The organism is Kluyvera sichuanensis (assembly GCF_014218705.1).
GTDB classification, from domain to species: Bacteria; Pseudomonadota; Gammaproteobacteria; order Enterobacterales; family Enterobacteriaceae; genus Kluyvera; species Kluyvera sichuanensis.
The window spans coordinates 1-26,426 of record NZ_JABBJF010000027.1 but is presented as its reverse complement, the minus strand read 5'-3'; the positions used below and the strand labels follow the sequence as shown (position 1 = coordinate 26,426).

33 protein-coding genes are annotated in these 26,426 nt (G+C 52.4%); 1 reads left to right on the top strand and 32 read right to left on the bottom strand.

The features are described 5' to 3' along the window. Nucleotides 1–49 precede the first annotated feature (49 nt). Nucleotides 50–3,589 carry a host specificity protein J gene (locus HII27_RS21110; RefSeq protein ID WP_223883267.1) on the bottom strand — a complete coding sequence of 1,180 codons (3,540 nt, stop codon included), beginning with the start codon at nt 3,587–3,589 and terminating at the stop codon, nt 50–52. A gap of 166 nt (nt 3,590–3,755) precedes the next feature. Between HII27_RS21110 and HII27_RS21105 the strand changes: the two genes are divergently transcribed. Next, a complete protein-coding gene (locus tag HII27_RS21105; protein ID WP_185669396.1) occupies nt 3,756–3,974 on the top strand; it encodes a hypothetical protein in 219 nt (72 codons plus the stop codon). On the opposite strand, the gene HII27_RS21100 is transcribed toward HII27_RS21105, so the two are convergent. The 31 genes from HII27_RS21100 to HII27_RS20960 all read right to left on the bottom strand — a co-directional run bounded on the left by HII27_RS21100 (nt 3,954) and on the right by HII27_RS20960 (nt 26,372). Further along, nucleotides 3,954–4,109 carry a hypothetical protein gene (locus tag HII27_RS21100; RefSeq protein ID WP_185669395.1) on the bottom strand — a complete coding sequence of 52 codons (156 nt, stop codon included), beginning with the start codon at nt 4,107–4,109 and terminating at the stop codon, nt 3,954–3,956. The two genes, HII27_RS21105 and HII27_RS21100, sit on opposite strands and share 21 nt — an antisense overlap. 21 nt (nt 4,110–4,130) lie before the next feature. Then, complete coding sequence (locus HII27_RS21095; protein WP_185669394.1) at nt 4,131–4,730, bottom strand: tail assembly protein; 600 nt, start codon at nt 4,728–4,730, stop codon at nt 4,131–4,133. 55 nt (nt 4,731–4,785) lie between these two features. Next, complete coding sequence (locus HII27_RS21090; protein WP_185669393.1) at nt 4,786–5,121, bottom strand: hypothetical protein; 336 nt, start codon at nt 5,119–5,121, stop codon at nt 4,786–4,788. A 6-nt stretch (nt 5,122–5,127) separates the two neighbouring features. Then, a complete protein-coding gene (locus tag HII27_RS21085) occupies nt 5,128–5,475 on the bottom strand; it encodes a hypothetical protein (protein ID WP_063132024.1) in 348 nt (115 codons plus the stop codon). Between the two features lie 32 nt (nt 5,476–5,507). Beyond that, complete coding sequence (locus tag HII27_RS21080; protein WP_185669392.1) at nt 5,508–6,218, bottom strand: C40 family peptidase; 711 nt, start codon at nt 6,216–6,218, stop codon at nt 5,508–5,510. Nucleotide 6,219: 1 nt separating this feature from the next. After that, nucleotides 6,220–6,978: a phage minor tail protein L gene (locus HII27_RS21075; RefSeq protein WP_185669391.1), complete on the bottom strand. Its 759-nt coding sequence runs from the start codon at nt 6,976–6,978 to the stop codon at nt 6,220–6,222. Beyond that, entirely contained in the window at nt 6,975–7,313 is a 339-nt protein-coding gene (locus tag HII27_RS21070; RefSeq protein WP_100152964.1) for a phage tail protein, read from the bottom strand. Before HII27_RS21070 ends, HII27_RS21075 begins: the two co-directional genes overlap by 4 nt. 2 nt (nt 7,314–7,315) lie before the next feature. Continuing rightward, a complete protein-coding gene (locus HII27_RS21065) occupies nt 7,316–10,603 on the bottom strand; it encodes a phage tail tape measure protein (RefSeq protein WP_185669390.1) in 3,288 nt (1,095 codons plus the stop codon). Nucleotides 10,604–10,637: 34 nt separating this feature from the next. Further along, nucleotides 10,638–10,901, bottom strand: a complete 264-nt coding sequence (locus tag HII27_RS21060) for a phage tail assembly protein T (RefSeq protein ID WP_185669389.1) — start codon at nt 10,899–10,901, stop codon at nt 10,638–10,640. 23 nt (nt 10,902–10,924) lie between these two features. Next, a complete protein-coding gene (locus HII27_RS21055) occupies nt 10,925–11,326 on the bottom strand; it encodes a phage tail assembly chaperone (protein WP_185669388.1) in 402 nt (133 codons plus the stop codon). Between the two features lie 55 nt (nt 11,327–11,381). Further along, nucleotides 11,382–11,852, bottom strand: coding sequence for a phage tail tube protein (locus HII27_RS21050; protein ID WP_185669387.1), 471 nt, complete (start codon nt 11,850–11,852; stop codon nt 11,382–11,384). A gap of 53 nt (nt 11,853–11,905) precedes the next feature. Continuing rightward, a complete protein-coding gene (gene gp17, locus HII27_RS21045) occupies nt 11,906–12,253 on the bottom strand; it encodes a tail completion protein gp17 (RefSeq protein WP_185669386.1) in 348 nt (115 codons plus the stop codon). Then, complete coding sequence (locus tag HII27_RS21040; RefSeq protein ID WP_185669385.1) at nt 12,250–12,699, bottom strand: HK97-gp10 family putative phage morphogenesis protein; 450 nt, start codon at nt 12,697–12,699, stop codon at nt 12,250–12,252. The genes gp17 and HII27_RS21040 overlap by 4 nt, the downstream gene beginning before the upstream one ends. Continuing rightward, nucleotides 12,696–13,046 carry a phage head closure protein gene (locus HII27_RS21035; protein WP_185669384.1) on the bottom strand — a complete coding sequence of 117 codons (351 nt, stop codon included), beginning with the start codon at nt 13,044–13,046 and terminating at the stop codon, nt 12,696–12,698. The genes HII27_RS21040 and HII27_RS21035 overlap by 4 nt, the downstream gene beginning before the upstream one ends. 8 nt (nt 13,047–13,054) lie before the next feature. Further along, nucleotides 13,055–13,381 (bottom strand): head-tail connector protein, encoded by a 327-nt coding sequence (locus tag HII27_RS21030; protein ID WP_185669383.1) that lies wholly within the window; start codon nt 13,379–13,381, stop codon nt 13,055–13,057. After that, nucleotides 13,378–14,421 (bottom strand): phage gp6-like head-tail connector protein, encoded by a 1,044-nt coding sequence (locus tag HII27_RS27245; RefSeq protein ID WP_223883266.1) that lies wholly within the window; start codon nt 14,419–14,421, stop codon nt 13,378–13,380. The genes HII27_RS21030 and HII27_RS27245 overlap by 4 nt, the downstream gene beginning before the upstream one ends. Then, nucleotides 14,418–15,773, bottom strand: a complete 1,356-nt coding sequence (locus HII27_RS27240; RefSeq protein WP_223883265.1) for a phage portal protein — start codon at nt 15,771–15,773, stop codon at nt 14,418–14,420. Before HII27_RS27240 ends, HII27_RS27245 begins: the two co-directional genes overlap by 4 nt. A gap of 205 nt (nt 15,774–15,978) precedes the next feature. Beyond that, complete coding sequence (locus tag HII27_RS21020) at nt 15,979–17,913, bottom strand: phage major capsid protein (protein WP_185669382.1); 1,935 nt, start codon at nt 17,911–17,913, stop codon at nt 15,979–15,981. Between the two features lie 58 nt (nt 17,914–17,971). Continuing rightward, nucleotides 17,972–19,630, bottom strand: coding sequence for a terminase large subunit (locus tag HII27_RS21015; protein ID WP_185669381.1), 1,659 nt, complete (start codon nt 19,628–19,630; stop codon nt 17,972–17,974). Nucleotides 19,631–19,633: 3 nt separating this feature from the next. Then, a complete protein-coding gene (locus tag HII27_RS21010) occupies nt 19,634–20,143 on the bottom strand; it encodes a terminase small subunit (RefSeq protein WP_185669380.1) in 510 nt (169 codons plus the stop codon). 107 nt (nt 20,144–20,250) lie between these two features. Beyond that, a complete protein-coding gene (locus HII27_RS21005) occupies nt 20,251–20,619 on the bottom strand; it encodes an HNH endonuclease (protein ID WP_185669379.1) in 369 nt (122 codons plus the stop codon). Between the two features lie 36 nt (nt 20,620–20,655). After that, nucleotides 20,656–21,267 (bottom strand): hypothetical protein, encoded by a 612-nt coding sequence (locus HII27_RS21000; RefSeq protein WP_185669378.1) that lies wholly within the window; start codon nt 21,265–21,267, stop codon nt 20,656–20,658. Then, on the bottom strand, nt 21,249–22,706 hold the full coding sequence (locus tag HII27_RS20995; protein ID WP_185669377.1) for a glycosyltransferase family 2 protein: 1,458 nt from the start codon (nt 22,704–22,706) through the stop codon (nt 21,249–21,251). The genes HII27_RS21000 and HII27_RS20995 overlap by 19 nt, the downstream gene beginning before the upstream one ends. Before the next feature lie 11 nt (nt 22,707–22,717). Continuing rightward, nucleotides 22,718–23,368: a hypothetical protein gene (locus HII27_RS20990; RefSeq protein WP_185669376.1), complete on the bottom strand. Its 651-nt coding sequence runs from the start codon at nt 23,366–23,368 to the stop codon at nt 22,718–22,720. A 157-nt stretch (nt 23,369–23,525) separates the two neighbouring features. Next, complete coding sequence (locus tag HII27_RS20985; RefSeq protein WP_185669375.1) at nt 23,526–23,846, bottom strand: HNH endonuclease signature motif containing protein; 321 nt, start codon at nt 23,844–23,846, stop codon at nt 23,526–23,528. 159 nt (nt 23,847–24,005) lie between these two features. Continuing rightward, on the bottom strand, nt 24,006–24,203 hold the full coding sequence (locus HII27_RS20980) for a hypothetical protein (RefSeq protein WP_185669374.1): 198 nt from the start codon (nt 24,201–24,203) through the stop codon (nt 24,006–24,008). A gap of 346 nt (nt 24,204–24,549) precedes the next feature. Continuing rightward, entirely contained in the window at nt 24,550–24,678 is a 129-nt protein-coding gene (locus tag HII27_RS27375) for a hypothetical protein (RefSeq protein WP_263407173.1), read from the bottom strand. A 19-nt stretch (nt 24,679–24,697) separates the two neighbouring features. Further along, on the bottom strand, nt 24,698–24,982 hold the full coding sequence (locus tag HII27_RS20975; protein WP_185669373.1) for an Acb2/Tad1 domain-containing protein: 285 nt from the start codon (nt 24,980–24,982) through the stop codon (nt 24,698–24,700). Then, nucleotides 24,979–25,539 (bottom strand): hypothetical protein, encoded by a 561-nt coding sequence (locus HII27_RS20970; RefSeq protein ID WP_185669372.1) that lies wholly within the window; start codon nt 25,537–25,539, stop codon nt 24,979–24,981. Before HII27_RS20970 ends, HII27_RS20975 begins: the two co-directional genes overlap by 4 nt. Nucleotides 25,540–25,627: 88 nt before the next feature. Continuing rightward, nucleotides 25,628–26,131, bottom strand: coding sequence for a lysozyme (locus HII27_RS20965; RefSeq protein ID WP_317983861.1), 504 nt, complete (start codon nt 26,129–26,131; stop codon nt 25,628–25,630). After that, on the bottom strand, nt 26,103–26,372 hold the full coding sequence (locus HII27_RS20960) for an HP1 family phage holin (RefSeq protein WP_115073978.1): 270 nt from the start codon (nt 26,370–26,372) through the stop codon (nt 26,103–26,105). The genes HII27_RS20965 and HII27_RS20960 overlap by 29 nt, the downstream gene beginning before the upstream one ends. Nucleotides 26,373–26,426: the final 54 nt, after the last annotated feature.

The window sequence follows — 26,426 nt, the reverse complement described above, 5'->3', positions numbered from 1 at the left end:
AACGATTCGGAAAAAGGTGTAATGACGGGCCATTGGCCCCATTTTAACTTTACGTAAATCGATCTCGTTTTGGTGATACTATTATTGACATCCCGCTAAACATAAGGGCTGCGTTTGATGAACTTGAGCCAGGGGCTACACCCCACTCAACTTTAATAGGAACATCAACCGTGTTCGCTGGTATGTCAACATAGCCAGTAGTGCCAAGTTTTATCGTCTGATCAGATTGGAACCAGCCATTAGTGAAGCCAACGCCATTTATCGCTTGCCCACCTATCGTTACCCTCGCCCTGAAAACACCAACTGCATTCACAATATTAAACTGGAAAAATGGTATAGAGATTCGGACGTCAAAATCAACGCCACCAGCCCAAGTGACCGTTCTTGAACCAGAGCCAGAAAGCCCCGTTAAATAAAGCGGAGGCATTGCGTATGTGACTGACAAATCACCCTCAATGTGCGAAGCATAAACAGTGCCATAAAATACACTGCCTCCCGTTTTGTTTAACTGCCATCCGGTTTTGTCTGTTACGCTGAAGTTAGTGGATTGAATGGTGTCAGAAATTTTCGCCATATCAATTGTTGCGTCTTTTATCTTCACACCGTCAATAGATGCATCCTGAATAAACGCATCGGTAATAAACGCCTGCCCACCCTTCACCGCAAACGGTGAGAATAGCTTGTCATCGCTGCCTGAGAGCAGTACGAACTCTTCTGCGTTAAACGCAACACGAGCGACGGGTGGCTTGCCGGGCTGAGCGATTGCCGCAATCGACATACCCGCGTTAATTTCCTGTCCGTTGAATTTCACACCGACACGAAGCGTGTGGATAGCGCTGGCGCCGTCCGAGTCAACCATGGCGGTCAATTTGTCAGAAATTGCCGCCGTGTTGGCTGCTACCTGTGCCTTCAGGTCGGTGCCTAGTTCAGCCATGGCTTCGTCGACTTTCGCCACAGTGGTCGCTACTTGCAAAATCTCGGCGCGTACCGGACCAAGCTGTGCAAACTGGCTATGCAAAATGCTTCCGCCTGCCAGCGCGTTCTGCCAGTTTGCTTCAAGGCTACCCTCAACACTTTCTGTAAGGCGCTGCCCATCTTCCGAGGTTAGCAGGCCGTCGGTTATGTCCCCCAGATAGTCGGAGGGGTTATCGTTCGCCATCCCCCGGCTCCAGCCAGTCCACCCGGACTCATTTCCGCTCTTATCTACTAGCTGCGCGCGGTACCAGAACATCTGCCCCGCTTTGAGCCCGAGCTGGATGTATTCTGATGATGGATATGGCACATCGCACAGCAGCAACGGATCAGACTGATCAGAGTTGGGAGTGTACTGAATTTCGGTTTTCAGCGTATCGGCAGTATTTGCCTGGAATCCCCAGTTCAGCTGAATCCCCCAGTTGATGCCGGTCGCCACAAATCCGACAGGCTTTGGTGGGTTGCCCACTTTGCCGGTCAGCGTGACCTCTTTCGAGTATCCCCACCCGGACGATATTTCCGCCGCATTGATTGCGCGAACGCGGACCAGGTATCGGCCGGCATAGATAGATTCAACCTCAAAACTGGTTGTCGAACTGCGAGGCACGTTAACCCAGTTGCCATCATCACGGCGCCACTGTGCTTCATAGGCGATAGCGTTATCCACAACCGACCAGGTCGCGCGCAGCGTTTCGACACTGATGCCCTGCTGCACAACGGAATAACTCCCGATGGCAATATCATCAGGCGCTGACTGGTTGCTAGGTGGAATGACGCTGACAGGCCGCTGGTCAATAATGGCGCCAGTATCGATCCGGGCATACTTATCCGGGTCATGGGCCGCGCCGGAGATCGTAAATGTGCCGTCGTTATTATCGGCGACACTGACAACCCGGTATTGCTGGGCATAGAGTTCGTCCGATTCGACAACCCACACACATTCCGCCTCTGGCGTCTCGCTGAATGCCGTTGTGACGGTTACCGTGTTGTTGTTTATGGCCTGAATCGTCCGGCTCTGTGCCGCACCGGATGGCAGGTTGAGAATCAGACGGTTGCCAGCAACAGCATCAGCAACCCGGTCAAGCTCAATGACACGACCATTTACCGAACGGACACGCCCACCGGTCACCTTTCCGGAAAGCAGCTCATCAGCGACCGCGATGATGTACCCCGGCTGCGGAATGTTTCCGTCCAGCCCGACATCAAACGAAACAACACGATCCTTGTTGTTGGTGAGAATACCCCAGCGCCCCTTTCGGTTCGCCTCTGACTGCCGGGTGCAACCGATGGCTGTCATTTCCAGCTGATTGAATCCGTAACGCGCCACCAGAGCCTGCTCAAATACCGGTTCCATCGCGTCTGCATAGGCGTTACCGGGATCGGACCATGACACCAGCGCGGTGGTGTAGCGACTTTTCGTGGTGCTGCTCGAATAGGTAAAGCGACCGCCAACAACGTTGGCGCGGGTATAGCTGTAATCCACATCGCGCGGCATATCAGCCAGTGCCACGATCTGATCACCCCCCCAGTAGGTCATGCCACGGAAAATAGCAGCAAAATCCCGCAGGACAGTGTAAGCGTCATTCCGGTCCTGAATGTACACGTTGCAGGTATAGCGTGGTTCGGTACCGTTGCCCCCTTTGCCGTCTGGCACCATCTGATCGCAATACTGAGCAACCTGATAAAGTGTCCATTTATCAATGTTTGCAGCAGTCAAACGATGCCCAAGACCGAACCGGTCAGAAACAACCAGGTCGTAAAAAATCCACGCTGGGTTATCTGTCCACGCCCACTTAAATGCGCCGGTCCATGTCCCGCTATAGATACGGTTTTCAGGGTCGTAGGTATCAGGAACGCGAATTACACGCCCGCGCGGTTCGCAGGAAATCTGCGGAATAGAACCATTAAACTGGCTGGAGTCAAATTCGATGTAGAGTAGCGCTGTGTTGGGATAGCGTAACTTGGCGTCAATCACCTCAGTAAAACTCTGCAACGTCATCGTATCGCCAATCTTCGCGCTGTTGGCGTCAGAAGTAATCTTACGCAGCCTGATTGTCCAGGTGCTGCCCTCCTGCGGCAAATCAATACGATGACTCCGTTCATAGCCCGTGGTGGTTTTCCCTGATACACGAGTACTTAGAACTGTTTTCCATGTGCCGCCGTCCGTCTGCAGGTCGATGGCGTAATTTATCGTGTATCCCACCAGGTCGCCGTTGTCCTCCTGTTTGAAAAGCGAGGGCCATTTCAGACGCAGACGAACTGCTGAAAGTTGCGTATTGGTAAACGTGCGCGTCCAGGCTGTAGCGCTTGAAACCTCAGTTCCCACGCTGATCTCGTTTTCTGTACCGGGAATACCCTGAATATATTTTTGCGCCTGTGTTCCTGCGCGAAACTCCCACGTCACGCCGCTGAAGTTTTGGGAGCCGTCGGCATTCTCCAGGGCCGTTCCGTCCAGGTAGATATCTTTGCCGGTTAGCTGCCCTGCAAACTCCCCTTCCCCAAGCGCAACGAGGATTTTTGCCTTCGCTACAGATTGCAGATCATCAGGCTGTTCGGTTGGGGTTCGGGAACTTGAGCTGCCGCCCTTGCGGCCCTTTAACACTTTTTCTGTAGCCATATTGCGCCCATAAAAAAGCCACCCGAAGGTGGCTACTGTTTGAATATCAGGATGTTGCTAACTGTTAACCCTGGTTAATGTGTGAGGTCAGCTCGCCAGTGGTGGGACACTGGCGCACCAATATTTCCAGAGGGATGGCTGTATACCTCTGCAAAGGATAAATGGAATGTCAAATCAAGATATTGATAAGTTAAAAGAAGACGTGCAGATACTTCAAGATCGAATGGGTGGGGCTGAATACCTAGTCAAAATCTTGATTCAAAAAATGCACACTAACGAAATAAAGCAAATCGAAAATGATATTAAAAGTAATATCAATAAATTTGGCGCTAATAGTGCAGTAGCCAAAATCCTTGAAGAGTCATTACGTTTGCTTGGCAAGTAAATCTTCAATTCCTTTTTTAGCGGCATGAGATACTGCCGCTTTTACTCTCTGTAATTCCTTATCCTCTAGTTTGTGTCGCTCAGTAATATCTTTAATTTCTTTTTCGAGTGCTTCAATTCGTTGTTCTAAAGTCATAACTATCTCCCACCTTTCGGCTTACTGTTTGTCTTCAACATATATTCCCGCCGACACAATCGCGCCACCGATTCGACGGCGACCGTAGAGAAGCGGTACCGGGTAGCCTTGCGCCGCGGTATTTGTCACCCCGCCGAACGCATACGATGCACGGTTATCTGCGCTTTGTTTGCTGGCCAGACCTGCCGGTTGAGGTGATAACATCTGGACAACGCCTCCCAGCATCATGGCTGCACCGAATTTTGCAGCCCCATACCCCACCGCTGATAGAGTGCCACCTGTAAAATAGCCAATCGCTACACCAACGACGACGAGAACAGCGCCAAGAATTGTTTGTAATACCCCGGCTTTTTTACTTCCTATTACAACAGGTACAATTCGAATAACTTCACCAGTTACCGGAAAACCAAAATCATCCTTTCCGATATTTTTTTTATCTTTAAAGACGGCGTAAGTCAGGCCCCTTGCTTTGCTGGTGATCAGGAATTTCTCCAGCCCGTTTATAGTTTTTGTAAGAGAATTGATCGCCTCAGCCGTTGTGCGTATTAATCGATGGTGAACCTTTCCGTAGGTTTTACCCAAAACACCGCCAAGTTCAATTCGGGTCATTACCTCTGACATTTTCTTTCTCCATAAAAAAAGCCACTCGAAGGTGGCTTAGCTTATTTTTAACTTTTCAAAGGCATGATCTGGCAGCCGTGGCCCAGTGATCGCTCCATCCCTTTGCGACGGCGTAAACTTTTACATCGCTTCCGCCTGCTTCTGATTTATCGATATTCACTACTGAAAGAGCCCCGAATATATCGTCTGATGCTGTGATTTTGTATCCTGACTCAGTGGGTATGCTGGAGCTTGAATATCGTAGCTCTACCCATTTAGGAGCAAGGCAACGGTTAACCTCATCAATAGTTTTTGTTGAATGCTCTGATAGAATAGGTTTTTGTTCTTCCAGTGAGGAAACAGAACACCCCATCTGCAGGAAGATAAAAATTGAGAGGATAATCTTTTTCATCGCACATCAGTCCTTTTGACAGATTGACTCATAAGAATCAATTTTCTTTTGGTCTTGGTCATTAATAATGATGATTGGTCCATGATTATTGACCTTTCCATCTTTGACCTCAATCCGCACATAATATGGTTTTTTACCCGTGTATGCGCCGTATGAATTTTTAGCATTCACATAACCGCAAACATATCCAGTATTTTCACCGAAATCACGGAAGAATGATTCAAATTTAGCGCTATCCGGATCTTTGAGGGTGTCTTTAACTAAGGACTCCCCCATGTCAATAAAATCCTTTTCCGAAGGTGAGCAACCAACAATAATCAGGCTACACGCCAATATCGAAAGAAATTTCCTCATATCCCTAACCCCTTTTTTCGTTTTACAAAAGGTTAGCACAGAGATTTGTAACGGAGAATCTTCATCGTTCGTTCCTGCCAGTAGCCACCATACGGCACGCGCTGACTTAGGTGACCGTACAGGTGGTGCAGCAGCATGTTTCCATCCAGCAGGATACCAGCATGGTTCCACTTATTGGCTTGGACCTGCATGATCACCATATCGCCGGGTTTCGGTGGCCCGCTAAACTCGCGGAATCCGCATTCATACCAGCAATCACGGTAAAAGTTCTCCGGGTACTGGTCTTCCCACCAGGGATAATCCACGCGGTAATCGGTCAGCTCAATGCCATGCGTCTGCCGGAAATAACTCATCACCAGCCCCCAGCAATCGAAATGTCCGAGCACAAACGGACGCTCCAGCAGCGGCAGTTCCCCACGCGGTTGGATGGTGCGTAAATCCCCCTCTGGCCAACTCACAATATGCCAGGGTAAAAGCGTTGCGTCACATTGCGCTTTATCCAGTTCGCTCGGTTGCGTCGTGGCGTCAGGGTGACTGTGAGCGATGGCGATCACCGTTCCCCAGTCTTCAGCAGTTGCATAGTCTTCGGGGCAAAGGACAAAATTGTCCTCCGGCGCCGCGGCAAGATTCCGGCACGGGAAATAACGTTCAACACGGCTTTTCTGCGCTACTACGCCGCAACACTCGCGAGGATATTCAGCTGCAGCATGCGCCATAATCGCATCGATGGTTTTCTGACGCATATCAACTCCTGATCAAAGACGTGCCCGGGAAGCCACCAAACGAGAGTTCGTTATTTTCGCCGAATCGGAGTTTGCAGGCCGTCAGCGTGCCGTTGCATTCATCCAGCGACGGATCGCTTACCGGGTTGTTGTTTTTGTCGAAATAGTGATTGCCGGCATAGTCGCAGCCGTCGCCGGTACGATATTTATTCCGGATGCACCAGGTACACAGGGAATAAAGCTGTCGCGTCGGGATCATTTGCCCCTGCAGGTCCATCGGGCTGGACAGAACAAATTCAACGGTTTCACCGGCAAGCTCGCCCGTTTTCCCGTCGATATACCAGACCTGCAGCTTTTCCTGAGCCGGGTCTGCTGTAGGGTTGCCGTCTGCGAAATTTATGGCATCGAGATATTTCTCTTTTGTGTCGTGAATAATGACTTTCGCCTGCAGCAGATCGTCATACGCAAGACACAGGGCAGAAATGGAGCTTTCGATGTTCGCTACCGTCAGGGATGGCGTTGCATTGCTCCCACTGGTTGATTTCTCCAGACCTTCCAGTTGATATGGCCAGGCGGCATATTCATTTCCCTGCCACCAGACTGGTTTTGCCGCAAGCTTGGACTCATCCCCACCAGCGGCGATGATTTCCGCTTCTGTGTGGGGAATGCTGTAATTGTGAAAGCGGAGGACGTCTGTCAGACCAAAGGAAGAACCGTCCACCTCAATCAGACGAACATCGTTTCCGGATTCCAGCTTCTGATAATCTGCGTTTAAGCTCATGGTTTAAATGCCTGGATGAATGTTGCTTCAAGGTTGAATTTTCCCGCGCCCAGCCCGGTGGGTTTATACGTTTCGCAACGATACAAACCCAAAGGTTCGAGCGGCGGCTTCCACTGGAAGGCTTTCGTTCCTTCATGCCTGTCGAGGAAAGACTTAATGGCAGAAATGTAGGTTTCGTTGCCAGTAAAATTGAGCGTCCATTGCTGAGTTCTGGTGTTCAGTCCATCCCCTGAAACCTGCTCATATCCATCGCCAAACTTGGCTTTCCTGACGCGGAAATTTGTATCAGCCTCAGCGTTAATCCGTGGGCACCATGTGAAAGTTTCGATGGCCATATTTATCGGTTTCCTTTCATTGCGTTCCAGATGTCACCGCCGGGGCGGATATCACGCATTACATTCTGCTTATATCGCTGATCAACGAATTTCCCGACTTCTGCACCAAATTGCTCAAGGCCTGGTGAGGCTTGAGTTTGAGTGTTGCCGTTGCCATCGATGGTGATATAAACCTGTGGCGCCGAAGATACAGACTGACCGCCGCCAGCGCCGACAGTTCGAACACCAAGAGAACCATCCGGCGCGCGGGTCAGCGGCATGATTGCCTCCGGCCCAGCCTCGCCCATGATTCCGGCCCCGCCTTTTGCGAAAGCGAACATAGTAGGGTTTCTGACGATCCCATTACTGAAAGCGCTAAGGGATGGCGAGTCATAAACACCGCCCTTCGCATTAAACTGGAAGCTCGATCCATAGTTTGAAACTGCAGTCCCAGTACTGGCTGATGCACCTGCCCCACCGCCGAAGAAACTACCGACACTACCGATAAGAGAGCCAAAGATGCCAGAACCGGAAGAGGCTCCACCCATCGCGCTGACCACCGCCATCTGGAGTGCCACTTTTTCAATGATCTGCAGGACAGAAATACCCCACGATTTCCAGCTAACTTTATTGCCTTCGAGCATTGAGGTGACGTTACCAAACGCGCTGTCGAGTGTAGTTTTCACCCCGTCAGAAACCGTGCCGGATACGTCACTGATTTCATCAAACCAGTTGGCATAGCCGCGTGATACTCCTGACATCCAATCCGCTTCAGCTGCTGCTATCGCCTTGTATTTCTTATCCAGAGCATCGAGGGCTTCGCTTCGAGCTATCACAGCCTGGGTGCTTTTGTCGCCACCTGCTTTAGCAAAAACACGGTCGATCTGTTGCGTCTCGTCGGATCGACTTCGCTGGCGATCACTCATGCCTGCTGTGTCGGTTGTCAGCATCGCCTCATCCCTGAATTTTCTGCCAGCGTCCATTAAATCCTTTAGAGCACCTGCCTGCTCACGCATTTTTTTAACGTTATCGTCTGCAACCTGAGTCAGTTTTGCTAATTCTTCAGCCTGTGCGCGGATTGCCTTGCGTTGCTCGTCGGTCCATTTAGTGCCTGCCTGGTGTGACGCCGCGTAAAGCTCGGAAGCTTTTTCTCCTTCCGTCGCCCGGATGCGTTGCACGTCGATAGCCACGCTCAGATCGGCCATTTTTCGGGAATACTGTTCGGCGGTACTGGCCGCTTCGCGCTCGGCTTTGCTCTGTGCTTTTGAGGCGGCGGTAGAGGTTTTTTTCGCCTCCGCAGCTGCTGCACCCTTTTTAGATGCCTGATCTTGGTTGTAGATATATTTCGTATAAAGCGCCCCCGTCAGCTGCAGGTCTTCTGCTTCATAGACGTGCTGCTGATGGAGTTTTTCTAATCCACTGAGGCTGGCCAGTACGTTATTGCGGCGCGAACGCTCCAGTGCGGTTTGCTGTTGCGGTGTTGCGTTCGCCAGTGAAACGACGGGCCCGGCATATTGTGGCGGCTTGGCTCCAGCGGTTGCTGACATTGAGCGGTTAAGCAGGTCATACGCACCTTTCAGGATTGAGACGGCACCAGCCTGTTCGATAGCCTTTTGCGTGGCCAGATCGCTGGCATTGTTTACCAGTTTCTGCGTTTGCTCGACTTTTGAGGCTGCCTGTTCGCGCTGGTACTCCAGTTGGTTCAGCTTATCGGTAAGCTCAATGTTTTTGGCCGTGATGTCGGCCTGGTCCATAAAAGTGTTGATCAATGTCCGCGTTGGATGAAGGTTGTAGTCCTGCTGTATTTGGTCAACAGCCTTAAGGCTGTCTTTCACCTTCGCAATCTGAGAGTCGAGGTCGGCCAGGTCCTGTTTTTGCGCCTGTAAGGATGTACGAGCATCGGCGGCCGTGGATCGCAGACCCAGAACCGACATTTTCTGCAGCTTGCCGTTTATTTCATCCAGATTATTGGCAAAGCCGACAGCCTCTCGGTGCACCTGCTGGGTGTGCTGATAAAGACCATACATCGCTGCGCCAGCACCGATAATCACACCGGGCCATCCGCCGAGAATACCCAACACCCCACTACCCAGCCGTGACATTACCGAGGCTGTATTGGTGAGGTTGTTAACTGCAGAGGCCCTGCCAGCAAGCGCCGTATTCAGTGATGCCTGAGCTGCAGCAAGATTACGCTCAGCGACAATCTGAGCCTCAATGCTCGTCGCCGCTGCGCGCGCCTGTTGAGCACGGTAAACAGCCTGCCGACCAGCGGCAACGCTAACCTGAGCGCCGCGAACCTGAGCCTGCGCCAGTGCGACCTCGGCGGCCGTATTAGCGAGCACTGCCCGGGTTGACTGAGCGACGCTGCCAACCATATTGCCAAAATAACGAGCGAGGCCAACACCAACCAGAATACCGGCTGTATTTGCCACATCATCGATGTTATTCGCCAGACCATCCAGCACGCCAGAAAGCGTGGATGATGCGCCGACAGCATCATTCGCCCCGCCAACCCATGCAAGGAAGGCATTTTGCACTTTCTGTGCAGATCCGCTGATGGATGCAGGAAGGGTGTCGAATTCTTTACGGAGGATCTCAACGTTGGTCAGAAGCGGGACGATCTTGTTGGTCGTCAGCTCGCCGTTGTTGGCCATATTTCGCAGCCCACCAACAGTGGTACCCAGCCCATCAGCCAGCAGTTTCGCCAGGCGGCCGCCGTTCTCCATGATGGAGTTGAATTCTTCGCCTCGCAAAACGCCTGAGCCAAGTGCCTGGCTAAGCTGGGTGATAACAGAACTCGCCTCTTCGGTACTGGCGCCAGACAGCTTCAGTGAGGTTGCTACGGTTTCCGTAACTTTTGCGACGTCAGCAGAAGCGTAACCGGCATCTCGCAGGGACTGCGCAATTCTGCTGTACAGGTTGCTGTTTGCCTCGAGGGATGTTCCGGTGCGCTGGCTAATCTCCATCAGTACGCGCTGGGATTGCACGTAATCCTCACTGGAAGAGGACGCAAGGCGAAGACGCCCATTCAACTGGTTCCACGTGTCGGCAAACTGAATCAGCTGATGCGTAGCAAATGCACCAGCCCACGCACCGGCAAGCCCGGCAGCAGAAGATCGCACGGTAGCAAGCTGAGAGTTCAGGTCAGCCAAAGAACGCTGAGTTTCACGCGTGGCCGCTGCAGCTTTTTTCCCGCCCTGCTCCATAGTGCGGTAGTAATCGGTCCCCATGCGGGAAGCTCTGGCGATCTCAGACTGGAAAGAAGAAGAGTTCGCCGATATTTTGATGATTAGCTCGCGCAGCGTTGCCATATTTCACCCATAAAAAAACCCGCAGCCGCGGGCATCAAAGACTGGATATCCATCCTTCAAGTTCAGAGACTTCAGCGCCTTCTTCCTGCTCACCCCATTTCAGCATCACGTCAGGAATGGTGAATTTCCCACCCTGAGAGTTCAGCATTGCAACGGAGATCTGCGCCGCCTGTGCATCGGCGCGCCAGTCACCAATCGGACTGATGCGGTCGAACTCGATCCACATTTTGAGCTCGCTGGCGGTCATGGTCTCCCGCAATTCGTGAAGAGTGCGCCCCATCCGGAGCGCCAGCGACATCAGGAAGAAAGTCAGCGGCTGCTTTACGGCTTTCCCGCTTCTTCCTGACTCATACCGAGGTTGAGGGCCTGAGCCAGCAGGCGGGAGTGCACAGGTCCATAAATTTTGGATACCTGCTCCTGATCCTCATCGCTGAATACGCGCTCGCCGTTTTCATCCAGCAGAACGTCAATAAACAGAACCACATCAGCCTCTTTGTTACGCAGAAACTTTTCCGCCTCCGTCAGCGTCGGTGGCTCTTCGCCATCGGCGAGCTGGGGATTAACGATCTCCCGGAATTTCACCCAGGCATCGCCAGAGGGTTCACGCAGCGTTACCTTTGCGCCATCCCATTCAGGGACCGTGATACCTTCTTTGGTGCGATAGGCTTTCGATGCTGTAAGCGCCACGTTGCGTAGTGAATTCTGTGATGTTTTTTGCGCCATTTCATTTTTCTCTTGTTACTTAGTCGAAGTAGTTAAAAAAAGCGGCCGAAGCCGCTCAGGAACCTGATGTGAAAATGCGTTTAGGCTTACCCCGAACACGAAGCGAGTACGTAGCGCCGACAACTGAAGAGGTTCCCGCAGACCATGAACTCTGGCGTACTTCCACCAGCACGTAAAAACCGTTGCCAGATGGGAATACCACACGCAGAGCACGCAGTTCGTCATTTTCGTAAGCGGTCTGCAGTGCCTCCTGCGCTGCTTCATCGCCAACCCAGTTACGGGTAATGCTCATTTCAGCAGGCGCGGCGAGGCCGTTGGTTTGCTCTTGTTCAGTTGAGCACAGCGTGGTTACGTCGATATCCCCTTTCTGCCCGCCGGTGAAGGTGATCTCCTTTGTTGCACAGGCTGCTTCCAGCCAGGTAACGCCAGAGCCAGGGAAAGTAGAGGAAGTAAAATCCTCCGCTGTTACGGGTGCGTCGGAGACGGCAAAGTTCATCCCCTTTGTGACTTCATACTTACTGGTCATGGTTTCTCCAGTTAAAAAAATACCGCCGAAGCGGTCTGTTATGGTGGGTAAGGTTAAACGGTTACCTGAAATTCGAGCGTTGCCCGGTGATAGCGCAGATCAGGCTCATAGCCTGGCGTTTTAACAATGCTTTCCGGCTTCAGCACCTGCAGGGCATCAAGCGCCAGATTCCTGATCGTGCGCGCTTCAGTGATGGTGCTGGAATAAACATCGACCTGCACCGAAACGGCAGATTCTGCCTGTCCACAGAGAACATCAGCGGCCACGTCGGTAATAATCGAGAAAATTACCCAAGGCGGAGAGACTGAAGGCTTCCCGTCACTGCCGAGCGGTGCAACGTAGGGATAAACCCGCCCTCCGGCCAGCGGCTTCAGCAGAGGATAGAGATCGTCTTCCGTCATTTGCTTAATGCCTCGTCAATGGCCTGGTTCATGCGCCTGATAGCGACCTCTGTCGCCTGCTCCTGGCGAACATCGAACGCGGGACGAATGAAAGGATGCGGTGGCATGTTAATGGTACCCATTTCAACAAAGCGCCAGTAAAACGCATTTCGCGGGTCGCTGGCTTTCATGGTGTTGTCGCTATTACCGGTTCGCATGTTGCGCCCACGGATATGAACGCCTGAAGAAATTTCCCCGCGGCGGCGGCTTTTTTGGGTCAGCACCACCACGTTTTTTTTCAGTTTCCCGGTACGCACTGGCGCGCGTGCGATCACTTCTTCCTTAAGCACTTCGGCCCCGGCGCGCGTGGCATCACGCAGAACCTTGTTGTTCTCAGCGCGGCTAAGCGCCCCCAGGTCCTTTGCGATATCATTTAACCCGGAAAAATCAAGGCTCGTCTCAATCATTTTTCAGCCCCCAGCTTGCACAATATCTCAAGACGCTCCCCCTTTTCATCGGGGATAGGCGGGCCTATAACGTTAAGTATTTTGCCTCGGTATGGTCCACTCAGGACCTTTATCCTGGATGCTGCCGTTATTTTTTCTCCCGATTTTCCGCGAACCCATACCCTGACATCAGCCAAGGCAATTTCGGCGCCTGCTGCCATTAATTCTCTTCCGCTCCGGCCTCTGATATCTGCGCGGATGGTTTCACCATCCACCCATGTTTGAACTGGCTGGCCTGATGCGTCACGAATATGTACGGGGTTTTGTATTACAATAATTTGTATGAGCTTACCAGCGGATATAGCCATGAATGCCCTCAAATAATTGTCGGAAGTCGGAGATCATGAATTAAAAACGACACAGAGAAAGGAAGCTCTCCATGAAGTAAATCTTCCTTGTCAGCTAGGTCAGGATTTCGGTACAACATGCCCACCAGACGCATCGTAGCGGCTTTCATCCGACTGAGCGCCTCACCCTCTATTAACTTTCCTGTCTCATCAACGACCTTGTCCCGGCTTCCCTGGATAAAAGCCAGCAACACCGAACTGGCTTCCTGTATTTTTTCCTTAAGTGGGCCGTCGTCAGCATCATGATCAACGTGCAGGTGTTCCTTAATCTCATCCAGTGTCACAAGTTCAATCATGTGTTACCCCTCCCGTCGCGGCCACGCTTGGCTGCAAGGGTCCAGCCTTTCGACCCTGCCTCACCCGGCTTGTCCTGGGTCTGCTCGTCGCAGTGCCATAGCGAACCGCCCCATGTAACCGTGTCGCCAGGCAGATATTCCTGACCGGATTTGAATACGCCCTGATAAATCATCACAGGCACGTCAAAGGATTTGGTTTCGCTGGCGCCACTGGTGCGGTTAACCGTCAGGGTGAAGCAACGCTGCTCAGATTGTTGGATATCAATACCCGCCACACCATCAACAAAACACTCCCAGCCACGCATACCATTGGTTTTCTCGTAAGCGCGCCACAGGCCACCGTTATGCGTTGCATAGCTGCCACGTGGGTAGCTTTTCCCCTCATCAATGAAAGGTAGAATCTCCAGTGACAGGGCGTCCCGGCCATTTTCTCCATCTTTACCCGGCTCTGCTGCGGGCAGAGCTGCAATCGCCTCATTCACCAGCGATTTCACATCTGGCAGCTCCGGCATGGATGCGGAAACCATCTCCTGAATCATCGGCTGGACATCTTCAGTTGTGACACTTTTACCGTCCTGCGGCACAGGAATGGCTGCTACCGCCTCGCTGACAGCCTCTTCAACTGCCTGTTTAAGCGTGGCGGGCTCAACGTCTTTCCCATCCTTCGGAGCAGGTATCTCAGATACTGCCTTGCTGACCATCTCCTGAATCATCGGCCGGACGTCCTCAGGGGTGATACTTTTACCGTTCTGCGGCACTGGAATGGCTGCTACCGCCTCGCTGACCATCGCGGCAATATCAGGCAGTTCCGGCGCTGACGGTACTGGTAATTCAGCAATTGCTGCCTTTACCATTCCCGGAAAATCGGGGGCAGGCGTAGAACAGATTTCTTCAACCTGCTTTGCGAGTAGGGATAGCTTTTCTTCATACTCTACTCGCTGCGCCTTAAGACCTTTATTGAAGCTGTCACGCATTTCAGCGAGGACCTGACCAAATTCCTCGCCCAGCACCTTTATCAGGGATAGTTCGCGTTCATTCATTTGGTAAGAAATCCTCTGATCATGGCTTTGGCCGCCGATTGCTCAGCGTCGGTTAAAGCCTTTCCTTCATTCGGTGAGACTGATGACTGGGACGAACTGTTTTTACCAAACGGATCATCCGAAGCATCACGGCGCGCCAGCGCCGCAAGGCTGAAGTTCTGCTGTTGAAGGTAAAGAGAGTCGCCACCGGCCAGCGGAGGAAGATTCTCAATTCTCCGTGCTTCGTTTGGTGTAAGGATGGTGTTTTTCACCCCGTCGCCCAGGGATTTGATGCGACGTTCGCTGTCCATACGCAGCAGTGCATTCACGTCAAACTCAGTTCCCGTATCAGCCTCAAGTTCAAACGCTTCATCCAGTAATAATTCGATGGACTCAATCAGGGACTGAAGGCACTGAGAGTAATACTGCTGATCCTGCGCTTCGATGTTGTCATGTGTTGGTAGTTCACCGATGCCAACCTTATAAGCCGGTACGTGAAACACGGAACAGACAATCTGCGCGGTCATGCGGAGTTGTTCGACGGTCTGCGCATCAGCAGCTGAGACCGTACGGGGAACATATTTCGCGCCATTACTCAGAATGGCGGTTTTACCCGCATTTTCTCCGGTATAGCCAGTGTCCCAGTTTTCTTTTATCTTCCTGGCGTTCTCTTCCGTAATCGAGCCCGGAACCTCGATAACACCGCTGGGTTTCCCGCCATTGCGGAAAAAGTACGCTGAGCTTTCCTGAATATGGTGACCCTGCATAGCAGCCAGACCAGCCGCATAAATCGGGGAAAGACCAATAAGGGGATGGAACAGACAGTTGAACCGATCGTGAATAACCTCTCGTGCCGGCACTGTCACAGATGATTCAATACCTGCCATGTTATCCGGATTGATCTGGTAGAAGACCGAGCCATCATCAGCTACCAGCGGCGTAACTTTGTCCCAGTCCAGCAACCTCAGCTCAGTTATCTCACCGCGATTATTCCGGATCTTGAGCGCAACGGTATTACCTTCGCACAGCTTGGAATTCAGCCAGTGCTCAAAGAACTGGATGCGGTTCTGAAAGGTATTTGGCCTGGAATACAGCGCGGCTATCTTCCCGGTTTTAATTTCCCGCCGAACGCCATTTGAATCCTGTTTCATCAGGCGCGGAGGCATTTTAGAGATATCACTTGCGATCAGAGATATGCAGGAAAACACAGCATAATAGGAGAGAACCGTTTTGGGCTTAATTTCCATGTTCTGCTGCCAGGCCCCGGCGTAGGGTTCATGGACATAACTGAACATTGGCGTCCAGCCGCCACGGCTGACAGGCTGCTGTAGATTTTTGACTTGCCCCTCATTTTTTCGGAAAGGATTCCACATTAGCCGTTCTCCGCTTTACGCTTATTCTTCCTCACTCTGGTATTTACCTCGGTGAAATATTCAGCCTTACCGAGCAGAACCAGCACCTTTGCGCACCGATCGTCCACGGTTTTTACGTCTCCCGTAACTGAGTCATGAGTGCGTTGCAGATATCTGATTTTTGCCATGCAACATGGCGGGGCTTCCCCCCGCCCTCCTTCCGCGATTAGCTTCCCTGGTTAGAGCCGTAGTTCACACCAGAAATAACCGCCACCGCTGCCGTGCGGCGACGCTTCCAGTTGATCCAGCGCTCGGCACGGATAGCCACGCTGTTCGTCTGGAACATGGAAACCAGCTCCGTTCCGGTTGGGCTGACGCTGTCGCCAGTAGGATCGCTTTCCATTTCCAGAGAGGCTTCACGTGACATATCCACCGCCACACCACCGTCGTCAGCCAGATAGATATCCGGTGCGTTCAGCAGGGTCAGATTGCTTCCGGCGTACTGGGAAACGATAGCCGGAAGCCCCTGGAATGTGCCGCCAAGCAGGGTCATTTCCGGATACATTTTCTGGCCCAGTGCATTTTTCTTCATGGACAGCGCCAGCGCATTAGTGCTGGACATGATCCATACACCGCCAGTTGGCTGAAGGTTATTGGAGACAAACTGAGCGAATGCCGCTTCAGCATCTGCATCCGGATCGCCGGTGGATGGAACAGCCACAATACCGTTGGTAATTGAGGCCGGAGAGACGTTAGCAACTTCGGCTTTCGCCGGGTTAATGAAGTCAGTATCCAGGCGTGCAATGACCGCTTCTGCCAGCGCATTACGCACCAGTGCGTCAGCTGCCGGATTGGAGAACCGGATCAGCTCATCAGTCAGCACCGCAATGGCTGCGACTTTGGCGAAGCTGAACGTGATGGACTCAAAGTCGAATTTGGTCAGCGGCTTGGCCTTACCCTGACCTACCCAGTTTGCAGATCCGCCGGAAGTTTGTGCCGGAATGCGGATATTGAACGGGACCTGGCGCAGGGCTGGAATACCACCCTGACCGAAACGACCGATAATGGTCTGCGGGCGAAGGAATTCAACAAAATCATTTGCATATTCCTGATACTCCACCAGCGCACCAGCCCACTGAGGATCGGTCGTTGTACCAGCACCAACAGCGGCTTTCAGCACATGGTGAAGTTTTGCATCATCCGGGTACTGCTTACGTGCAATTTCCAGCGCTTCAGAACGGCTGCCGTTTGCCGCCGCCAGTGCTTTGGCAAAACGGGCAAAGGCGATGCCTTTCTCCAGATTTTGCTCAACGCGAATGATCCCCGGTGCGTTTGCTTTAACGGTGGTGACTTCGCCACTGGCTGCTTTAGATACCGGCTTTGCCGTTGATGCCAGATTGCTTTCCATGTCGCGTAGTCGCTTGAGGTGCGCATCAACGGATTTAATTTCTGCGGACGTGTTGTCGTAGCTCTCTTCTTCTCCAGCGTCCAGGGTGCGCCCCTCTTCAGCCGCCTTTGACATCACTTCATCGAGTGATGCGGCCAGCGCTGCACGCTTCGCTTCAAAGCTCTTGATTTGTTCTGCGATATTCATCGAATTGTTTCCTTTTTTGGTTTTAAGTGCTGTAGCGCCAGCGGTTTTAGAGGTTTTCACTACCGGTTTCTCATTGCCTGACGCGGCGAGAAACTGGCGGTCGAAAGATTTAACGGTCTGGATGGAGCATTCGGCATTGGCCGGAATGGTCACCGCCGAGACCTCAAGCAGGTCCCAGGACAAAAAGCGAATACCGCCTTCATCCAGGAAGGAATACTCAATTGGTCGGAACCCAATCGACAGGCCTCGTACCAGCCCCGCCTTAATCGAAGCCCAGGCTTCATCAAGACGCGCGATCAGCTGTGATGGCATGTCGGAGGTTGGTTTCACGAGCTTTGCTGTGATTTGCAACCCCTCTTTCACCATTTCGGGCGTGCAGGTGCCAATAGGCTGGGAGCGGTCGTGCTGCCAGAGGAACGGCGTGTCGCTGCGGAATTTCGCCCCCTCTGGCTCCATGATGTCACCGTCACGATCGGGAGAAGGCGTTGAGGCGATGCCGGTGATAATCCGTTCATCCTCATTTACTGACTTCACCGTCATGAGGGTGCAGGCGCGTTTAAGCGTCATTTGCTGTCCTCCAGAAATGAAAAAACCCGCATGCGCGGGTCATTAACTGACGTGTGTGTTAAACGAAAAATACCTGGTAGTCTTTTTTGACCGGTTCGGGGTTCAGCGCCATTAACGTTACGGCGTTGAATGTCGCCATCAGGGGATCAATTTTCCCCTTACCGCTGGCCTGTTTGGTGATAAGTATGGCGTTACCTCGCGGTTCAACGCGTGCGTTACCGACGCACCAGGCCATAAGAGGCTGTCCACCGTGAAGCAGAACACCTTCAGCGAGCTTGCGCTCAGTAGTTTTAATAGCACCGCCGAGCTTCCAGCCCTGGCTGACACCCGTCACAGCCTCATCAGGAATGCCGGCCTCGCTGAGCGCGTCAAGAATTTGCCCGACTTCAGAGGGGTCAATACCGATTTTATCCAGCAGTTCTGCTTCATAAATTCGGCTGACATAGTCTGCAACCTGCTCAATATCCTCACCGACCCGCTTAACGATCGTCAGGTCACCAGCCCTCTCAAAATCTTTCAATTTTGAAATTTCACTTTTGCGCCTTTCCAGTGCGATGGTATGCGCCCAGGCATGACACCAGCACAACCACTCGCGAGTTTCGCGATCGCGCCCGATAACAGACAGGCCCAGAAGGTCATCGAGACCACCGCCATCAATACCGACGGTGACCACCTCGGAACGACGAAGAATATCCTCAAAAGTGACGCGCCTTGCCTGTTGCTCCCAGAAATCGACACCCGCCCAGCGGTCGCTGCGCAGGTTCAGCCCAATCTCAATATTCAGGTGTTTTGCCAGGAACTGCTGCAGCGTGCCGTCCGTTTTGGCCTGGTTTTTTCGAAGCTGGTCAGCTATCCACTCTGAGCTGACCGACCGCCCGATATTCGGGTTGGTGATATAGAAATTTTCTGACTCGAGGTAGGCCTTGCCTTCCACCATCCGTTCCGGGAACTCGTAAAGAACACCCAGCGTTTTGGGGTCGCTTATTTTGCCGTCCCGCACGCTGCGCCAGTAATCCAGCCGCTCCTTGAATACGCCGGCGGGCGGCTCATCGCTCTGAGTGGTAAGGAATATCACCCACCCCTCGTTACGAGATACCTGTCCGCCCAGCGCTTCCATGAACATCGCTTCAGCATTGGCGCGCTTTCCGAACAACCAGAGTTCGTCCACCAGAATGCGGCCCGACTTTTTACCCGATACGGTATCCGTATCGGCGGCCACAACCTTCAGGGTATTGCGTGTCACCCTGTGGGTGATGGTGCGAATATGATCCTGAATCTGGAACATATCGGTCAGCTCATCGTCAGCCCGTATCATGCCTGCGGCAGGTTTAAAGCTGTTATCCGCTACCTCCTTTGTCGGCGCCAGAATCAGATGTTCTTCATCCTCTCGCCAGCAGAGGATTAGTGCGGTCAGCATAATGCCTGCCGCGATGGTCGATTTGGTGTTCTTCTTGGATATCAGCAGGCCGTACTCACGGATCAACTGATTACCCGTTTCAGCGTCATAGCCGCCGAAAATTGCTTTTACAAAGTCGAAAACCCACCCTTCAGAACACTCGCCGAATGTTGGCTTCCCGGGCAGGTCAGAAACCCGCAATTCACGGAATATCCCGAGCGCCTGCTCTGCCTGGTCGGGAAAAATCGGCGGAGGAATGATTGATTCGCCAGCCACCAGGCGTGATTCCCAGTCTGTGCAGGCTGTAGTCCACTGCGCCATGATTTACCCCTTGTTATTTACCACGAGCTTTGGCGGTGCCATGGCGCCGAATTTACTGGCACCGGCGGCCACCTTCGCAGCGGCATTGCGCGCGTCTTTTTTCCCGGTCTCGCCCTTTTTGGGGTGGATATAGGGAAGCATCGCTTTTGCGGCATCCTTCCTGACGTCAATTTCTTCGGTGGCATCATTCATCACTGCCATCAGAAACTTGAGCGGGTCGTCGAAACTGCCGCTAACAGGTGGCGCCTCCAGCGGGGGTGTCGCTGCCTTATTTTTCTCATTGTTGTTTACCGCTGGGGTATAAACATTCTGGCGGTAGGTCGGTACGTCGTCTGTCTCGATCACTTCCTTTTTTTTACGTTCAATAAACGCGATGACCTCCGGGTCTTTTGCAAGCTGCGAACCCTTTGACCGTGCGGATTTCTCAGAGTATCCCGCTTTTATTGCCGCATCTTTTTGAGACATACCGGACATCAGCGCGACGGCGAATTTCCGCTTTTGCGCTGTTAACATGTTTACACCCTCCAGAGGGGAATTTTTTCTGTGCGTGAGAGAGGGGGCGGTGTCCAGGGCGGTCGATGTTTACTCTGGATGATACCCCCCCCGGGGGTTGGCAGGCTTCAGAGTCCTACAAAACCAGCTCCACGATTACCTTCAGGCACATCATGGTGCAGGGCTTGCTCGTCAGGCTGTCCGGAGGCCACTTCACGCGCTGACTTGCCTGCGTGACATTCAGTGCAGAGTGTCCACAGGTTCCGCTCTGAGTTATCGCCTCCGAACTGAAGCGCGATGCGGTGGTCCAGTTCGCTGTCAGTAAGATCGACAACCCGATTACACATACAGCAGCGACCACCATCACGCGCATAGATTCGACGCTTCAAACTCACCCTTGCACTTCCACTTATGCGGCGCTGCTCACCGGAAACCGGCTTTATACGACGCGTATCAATGGCTTTCAGGCGTGGCTTTAACGTTGTGAGCTTAGACATGTAACCTCCTGGCGCGTCGGCACTCTGTTCGTGGCATCACAACCTCATTACTGGAAATATTGCCAATCGCCACGCTCGGCGGCGCTCTGTTCTGGGTGTTAAGTCAGGATGGCGCTCTACCGGCTCTCCGTCTGCATGATCAACCAGCGAATAACACGGGTAAATCACCTCGCCGCCATATGCATCACCAACGGCATAGTCAGCAGGCTTGTGGCTGTCCCATCGCGACAGCACCCGTTCAAGGTGGTGTGGCGGCACGCTATAACAGACGCCGTGAATCAGTCGCGGCAGCGTAATGTAATTGGCCCGCGCTTTGTCGGCCGCTATCAACCGTTCTGCTATCTGCATCTGATACTGAGGTGGTCGGCCAGTGCCGAGATAAAAACTGATTAGATGATCTGGATATTCTTCTATCCATTTGCGGAAATTATCAGCCGATTCGGACAGCGGCAACGCATCATCTTCGATGATTACAACCCGACAATCCTGCTTTGAAGCCCATTCAAGCGCGCGCCTGTGATTCCAGTTAGCGCCGTTATTACCTTCATCAATAAGGATGTGGGCACCAAGCTCACCTGCCAGCAATGCTGCTGAAGCAAAGCGGGTATGGTGTCCAACCACAACAAACTTCACTTGTGTTTCCACCATGCGCCCTCCTTACCGATGCCGTCAGTTTTGAACACTGTGTGCACCAGAGGGCCAGTGACAAGCCTGTCGGCAAATGACTGTGCAACGATGCCAAAAGCGATCATATCCCCCACCGCGGCACCGGCCTGTTCTTTCTTCCAGAAACGATAACTCTCGATCCGGTAGTAAAGGCGGATAATGCCGTGGGCGAACGCCATTACATCAGCGCGGGTGCCACCCAGCAGACCAGCGTTAAGCATCACATCGTTGCGGTGCGCTTCAATGAATTCCTGATAGATGCGCTCCGGATGATTCTGCTTTGCCCAGGTGTCGGCGTAGGTCTTCGGTTCTGAGCCGAGATAAACCTTACCAGGCTGCATTTCCTCCCACGGTGCGCGGAGCATTTCGACATCCGTACCATCGGTACACCAGACGAACCGGTATTCAGGGTGATCACGCAGGTGCTGCCAGATGTGCAGCCAGCGCCGGAAGTAGACATTCATCTTCACGTCAGGAACGCGATAAAGCTCAACGTCTGCCGGTGCTGTCTGCAGTTCATCCACCAGCGCGATACGGCCACAATTTCGAAGCGAGACAGCCCACTTGGTCAGCATGTCAGGTGCGGCCGCCATTTTCGTACCGCGCTGCGGGTCCAGCTGACTGGTGAGAAGCGCTGTGATAACCACGTCGCGCTGCTGGCGGTATTCAACGTAACCAGTAAACCCGGCATCACGCCGTTCGTTGTGGATCTTCACGTTACGTTCCACCAGCGTCTGGCGGTCTGGCCTCGGCACCGAACGCTCCACAGCCTCATGCTCATCGAGAGAATGGATCAGGTTTTCTGAACCAACCACATCACCGTAAGCCCACGTCGTCAGGCCAGCATTATGGATGCGCAGGGCGAGGTCGCTGTGTTCGTACATGCCGCGACCGTACACCGGGTCGAATCCGCCCACCTTCTCGATGGCGCTGCGGTGGTAATACAACATCACGCCGCGCTGCCCGGTATACGCCACATGCTGATCGTCACGGTAAAGCACCGAAAGGTCATTCAGCTTATTGCGGCCAGCCAGATCGAGAAACTGGTAAGCGAGGTGCGGCTCTGGTGATTCGATATAAGGCAGATGCCAGTTATCAGCGATGGGCCAGGCATCATCGTCCCACAGGAAAATATGCTCGCACCCGGCATCCATCAGGGCTGATAGGCTGGCGTTCTTCGAAGCAACAATGCCGAGTGATGTTTCATGGCGAAGCAGCTGCACGCCGTGGGGAACTACCGCTGCAGGTTTTGAACCATCATCGACTACCACCACCAGCGCGCTGGCGGGAAGATGCCTCATGTGCTGTTCGAGTGCTCGTTTCAGTACTTCTGCGCGATTATGCGTTGAAATGGCTATGCCGATTCGAGAAGAGGCGTTGCTGGCCGGGGAGTAATCCACTCCATCAATTGTGACCTGCATAAACTCTCCCGTCAGCGGCAGCGCTGATGCCAGATTAGGCCACCGGGCAGGCACTCTTTGTGAATGGTCTTGCGGACAGCCTTCTCAAAGGCATCCATTGCTTCTGTCTGCTTTGCCGCAACTCTAGCTGTGTTTTCCATCACGTTCTTCAGAATGCCTTCAATGTTGATTGAAACGGAATGCGAGGAATCAGCCGCAGGCTGCTGGGGCGTAGGGTCTGAGATGAATGCATCATTAATAAATACCGTAGCGGCTACTTGGGGAACGAAAGGTTCTACACCATTAATCTTCCCAATTTTTACTCTTACAGTGCCATCGCCATCCTTCTGGTCGATGTAACCACCAGTGAAATAAACTGGCAAGCTATCCCATGATTTTGGCAATCCGTACTCGTCAACACTTAGAGCAATCAGTTTAAAACCATCAGGCATCATGATTTTTTGGCTACTCTTGTGTTGCGTGTCGCTATAACCTTCACGCGTAAACCACCCAACGATAAACCCTTCAAAGTTGCTACCAGAATGCCAATCAGGTTTCACGGCATACAGATGCACGCGGAATTTCTCGCCATGTTTAACCTGATTTCCGAATCCATCATTGGATATTGCTCCAAGCGGTGGAACCATTACCGCTACTTCACAAATTTGATATGTCTTAGACATGGTTTTTTCCTTTTAGGTGTGAGCCTGTCGCACGGCAATATCGCCCGAGAGCAAACGGATTGCCCAGGCTCACTACTGAAAGACTCTCTTTGATGTGCGCGTGCGAGACGCATAAAAAAGCCCCGCTATTGCGAGGCCGGTGTGAGGCTTACTAGTGTTAAACCGCTTTATCTGTATCAGATACGCGAATATTATTGACCCCTTTAGCGGTAACAGTTGTTACCAAACGGCCATCTCCACGCGCTGCATTATTTTCCCACTGCAGTGGGCGTAAATTACTTAACTCGTCAGTCCCATTATTCGAAACTGTCTTAATATGATCGATTTCCCAACCGTACACACTGTTACGGTCACCATATTTATCACGGCTGATCCAAGCTCCACACTGGTCTTTGCGCCATTTATCTTTGTCATTGTTAGAGGCAGTATCAGCCTTCTCCCAAACTGCCTGAATATCTTCTTCAGTCCATTTTCCCATCAGTAAATCCTCAATTCATCGCCTCACCATATATACATTGAGGTTAACTAATTATTTTTCAACACTGTGATTTAATTATATTTTTTGGAGTTATTTGGAATGTTTTATGGAATTATTGGAATTGTTGCAGGCACTCAGTGAATGCCTGCTGTAATGCCATTATTCGCCGAGCTGCAACACACCGTGCGCCAGCGAATCTGAATAGGCGATCAGCCCGGTGTATTCAGGGATAATCTCACCATCCTCAGCTTCGAACTCAGGGATGGTCCCGGTGGTGATGGTGTATTGTGGCTGGCCATCTTCTTTCGCAAAGGTTGCCAGTTCTTCAATCTGTTTTGCCGTAAGAACTACAGTCATGCTCATTCCTCAGTTGTTAAAAAGCCCCGCTATTGCGAGGGTACTAGTTGCCCGGTTCGCTGGGCCAGCACCGGATGCCACCCAGTCCGGTTTGCTCATTCGTTACACCACTATTTCGATTCCAGGGTGGCGGTGTTGCCGCTAACCACTTCCACCTTAAAGCACTTATTGGTTAACCAGTCCCAGTGCAATACACCTGAGAGGATAAGCAAAGGCTTCATGTAAGGACGGATGGAAACCTTTGCTGTTATGATTCCTGTCTTAATCATGTTCGGATCCTCGCATTGACATTATCGAAGCCCCTCACCCTCAGTGAAGAGCTTCTGTAATGCATATGGCTCTTATCTCAGCGCAGCCCCTTGCTGCGTGCCGGATGCTCGGTGATGATCACCAGCGTTGAGATGGCTGAACCGGATTCACGCCATTTCGGTTTCTCCAGCGGTCGCCAGAGCCATAGCGACAGGAGAGTAATCAAAAATAAATACACCATTTAATCAGCAGTCGGCGTCAGGGCGGGCGACTGCACGGCATGCCCACATGCAGGCTTCCTGCATTTTGGTGCGGGCAATCGCCAGACAACGCAGAGCTTCTGCACGCTCTTTTTCAGCCTGGCTGCCACTCTCTACAACCTCCAGAGAGAGGTGCGTGCGTTCAAGGTCGAGAGTTTCGCAAAAATTACGGCTAATCTCTTTCAGACCATTCATTTGCGCGATATCGTCGGCGGTCAGGGATCGATACCCCTTAACGGTACTGCCGTCCTGCGGTTTTGCTTCGTTCATTGCTTTACCTTTTGAGTTGGTTGTTGGCGTTGCTGTTCGATGTCGCGGATCCCCCCCAACTGGTTATTGGCCTTCTCAATAGCTGCCAGTAGCGGATTAATCCACAGCACTGCCTGGCAATACGTTATTGAGCTGGCGGCAGCGGCGCTATCACCGGCTGCGTCAGCGTTCCCGGTATCGGTGTGCATTGCGCTGGCACGTAAACGGTTCGCGTAGTTGAGCAGCCCACCAGCGACATCAGCAGGAACAGGCAGATCACAGGTCTTTTCACGTTGGAGAATCTCCCGGTATTCGATGACAGTTTTCTCGGTACCAGCATCTATCAGCGAGTTCATGCGACTGGCGTTCTCCGCTACCAGGTTAAACCGGTTGAAGTTGAAAGCCTGCGTGGTTATTACCGTCGCCTGTAATGCGTTGTCGCTGCGAAGTACCCGGTTGTCACTCTCGGATGTGTTCAGCGCGGCGTTGCTGCGCACCAGCAGTACACTGAGCACCGCAATGATTACGACGACCACCAACAAAATCGCCGAGCCAATAATGGCGGTTATACGGCTCATGACATAATCACCCCAACAGCCAGAAACCACGGCCACGCATCATTGCCATGAAAGGCAAGCAGGGCGGCGATGAAGAAGCAAATCACATTCACTCCAGCCCCCACATACACACTTCACGCTCAATCTCACGGCGTGTCATCAGCCCCACCCACTTCTTCTTCCCGGCGTAAATCCAGACGCGAAGATGATCACATGCGCCTTTCGTATCGCCCAGGTTGATTTTGCGTAACAGCGTAGAGGTTTTGAAGTTGCCAGCGCCGACGTTGTACGCGAACGAATAAAGCGCCCCGCGCATTGTTGCCGGGATAGGAACCTTGATGTAAGGGTCAATCTGGCGCGCCACAGTATTCAGGTCTTTTCTGAGAAGAATACGGCACTCCGCCTCGGTGTAGGTTTTCCCAAGCATGATGTCGCGGCCTGTATGCCCGTAACAGACTGTCCACTTATTTACCACATCCTGATAAGGCTGATAGCGCACACCCTCCAGACCATCATTACCGGTCGGGCCAGTGATAAGCGCGGAAGCGATAGCGATAGCGCCAAGCGGTACCGCCGCAATAACGCTATTCCTCAGCTTTGTTGACATAGCCATTAAGACGGTCCTCCCGCTCTTTTCGTCGGTAATACCAGTTCACGCCGCAGGTGATAACGGTGCATGCGATACCGACAATAATTGCCCAGTCACTTAAACCGAGTCCTGCCACTTTGTCGGCCAGCATCCACGATACCTCTTTAGTTATTTCGGCATGGGCCTTTGCAGAGACACCGCAGCCAGTCAACGCGGTTCCCGTCCCATATGAAAGTCTGCTGTAAATTGTGCTCATTCGGGTCATAGCCTCACCTCCGGACAAATCGGATGGTGCTGTGTGTTTTAAAGGGGTTCAGGC